Below are 2,187 nucleotides of genomic sequence, written 5' to 3'. Positions count from 1 at the left end.
AAGAAAAAGCCAGCCTTTCATGATATATCTCCCAATTTGTGTAGGGCTTATTATGCACGGCTTACAGCAGGCAAAATTTAACCAGAAAAAAGCCGCTGAATTACTGGGGCTGACTTACCATCAGCTTCGCGCTTTGCTGAAAAAACACCAGATTTAACGCACATTTGCAGATGTCATATTGGCGGATTTGACGCATAACCCCATCAGGGTTTACCATGACGCCATTACTGTATAAAAAAACAGGTACAAATATGGCTCTGGCACTCGTTGGCGAAAAAATTGACAGAAACCGTTTCACCGGTGAGAAAATTGAAAATAGTACATTTTTTAACTGTGATTTTTCAGGTGCCGACCTGAGCGGCACTGAATTTATCGGCTGTCAGTTCTATGATCGTGAAAGCCAGAAAGGGTGCAATTTTAGTCGTGCGATGCTGAAAGATGCCATTTTTAAAAGCTGTGATTTATCCATGGCGGATTTTCGCAATGCCAGTGCGCTGGGCATTGAAATTCGCCACTGCCGCGCACAAGGCGCAGATTTCCGCGGCGCAAGCTTTATGAATATGATCACCACGCGCACCTGGTTTTGTAGCGCATATATCACGAATACCAATCTAAGCTACGCCAATTTTTCGAAAGTCGTGTTGGAAAAGTGTGAGCTGTGGGAAAACCGTTGGATGGGTGCCCAGGTACTGGGCGCGACGTTCAGTGGTTCAGATCTCTCCGGCGGCGAGTTTTCGACTTTCGACTGGCGAGCAGCGAACTTCACACATTGCGATCTGACCAATTCGGAGTTGGGTGACTTAGATATTCGGGGCGTTGATTTACAAGGCGTTAAGCTGGACAACTACCAGGCGTCGTTGCTCATGGAGCGGCTTGGCATCGCGGTGATTGGTTAGCATTCACGGAGCGGTAAGTACCGCTCCCGCCCTTATACAATAGTGTCCGCCCTTGCCTTAAAAGTCACTTTCGACGCACAGAGCGTAAACGTTAGAGGGTTCCGGTCCCCCCATCAGAACACCAGACCTGACCAGACGTATAGCTGTTCTCCCGAGCGGCCAGGGTGACATAAAGCGGCGCGATTTCCACCGGTTGACCAGGGCGTCCCAGCGGCGCATTTGCCCCAAATTTCTCCACCTTTTCCTGCGGTTGACCACCACAGCACTGCAGTACAGTCCAGTATGGACCCGGCGCGACGGCATTGACACGGATCCCTTTCGGGGCCAGCTGTTTCGCCAGCGATTTAGTAAATGCCACGATAGCTGCTTTAGTCTGAGCATAATCAAGCAAGATTTCACTTGGCTCATAAGCCTGTACGGAGGAGGTATTAATTATCACGCTGTCTGGTGAAAGATGGGGTATGGCCGCTTTGGTGATCCAAAACATAGCGTAAACATTGGTTTTGAATGTTGCGTCGAAGTCTTCTGTGGTGAGTTCCTCAATTGACTCACAAAATTGCTGACGACCCGCATTATTGACGAGGATATCCAACCCTCCCAGTCCTTTTACCGCCTGTGTTACCAGATGACCGCAAAAAGCCTCATCACGGATATCGCCGGGGATGGCCAAAACATTTCTGCCTGCTTTTTTTATCAGATCGACCACTTCACGCGCATCGTCTTCTTCTTCAGGTAAATAGTTAATCGCAACATCAGCGCCTTCACGAGCATAGGCAATAGCAACAGCACGACCAATCCCTGAATCCCCACCGGTAATTAATACCTTGCGCCCATTCAGGCGACCGCTTCCCTGATAGCTGTCTTCTCCATGATCGGGGCGCGGTTGCATTTTCCCCGCCAGCCCGGGAAAGGGCTGCTGCTGCTGTTGAAAAGGCGGCGCCGGAAAACGCGCAGAATTGGTTTTATTGATGGTCTTTTTTTCCTTGTTTAAGCCAGCCATTCAATTACCTCTCATTATTTATCACAAAGACTAATAATCGTAGACCAAAATGAATGGTATGACCTATATTATCCAGCTACACTTAATTTTCTCGGAATATTACCCTCCCTACTTTCCTCTACCGTTGCGCTTATATCCCCACCAACGTTAGATTTAATTTAAAAAATATTATTTGAGACTTATCCAGTTCGCAGTGTTAATAAATAGCAACCACACTTAACATCTCAATCTGGGGTATAGGAAGTATAAACCACCTTTTTGCTCCTCATCCGAAGTATCTTACCTGAAATT

Annotated in this window: 3 protein-coding genes; 2 read left to right on the top strand and 1 reads right to left on the bottom strand. The window is 47.5% G+C overall.

Features of this window, described 5'->3' with window-relative positions; genetic code table 11:
- Together ACOT0L_RS23880 and ACOT0L_RS23875 are read left to right on the top strand one after the other, a co-directional pair.
- Positions 1–157, top strand: a 157-nt coding sequence (locus ACOT0L_RS23880) for a helix-turn-helix domain-containing protein (RefSeq protein WP_275367327.1), incomplete at its 5' end; no start/stop codon positions are given.
- A 94-nt stretch (positions 158–251) separates the two neighbouring features.
- On the top strand, positions 252–896 hold the full coding sequence (locus tag ACOT0L_RS23875) for a quinolone resistance pentapeptide repeat protein QnrB6 (RefSeq protein ID WP_001749994.1): 645 nt from the start codon (positions 252–254) through the stop codon (positions 894–896).
- A gap of 91 nt (positions 897–987) precedes the next feature.
- On the opposite strand, the gene ACOT0L_RS23870 is transcribed toward ACOT0L_RS23875, so the two are convergent.
- Positions 988–1,896, bottom strand: coding sequence for an SDR family oxidoreductase (locus ACOT0L_RS23870; RefSeq protein ID WP_001749993.1), 909 nt, complete (start codon positions 1,894–1,896; stop codon positions 988–990).
- Positions 1,897–2,187 lie beyond the last annotated feature (291 nt).

The organism is Enterobacter cloacae complex sp. XAL002, from assembly GCF_049236805.1.
Taxonomy (GTDB): Bacteria; Pseudomonadota; Gammaproteobacteria; order Enterobacterales; family Enterobacteriaceae; genus Enterobacter; species Enterobacter intestinihominis.
The sequence above is the reverse complement of the archived record's forward strand: the minus strand, read 5'-3'. Positions and strand labels throughout refer to the sequence as shown.

Coding starts and splice junctions, on each gene's coding strand:
- ACOT0L_RS23875 (WP_001749994.1), top strand. CDS start 252: ATGGCTCTGGCACTCGTTGGCGAAAAAATTGACAGAAACCGTTTCACC.
- ACOT0L_RS23870 (WP_001749993.1), bottom strand. CDS start 1,896: ATGGCTGGCTTAAACAAGGAAAAAAAGACCATCAATAAAACCAATTCT.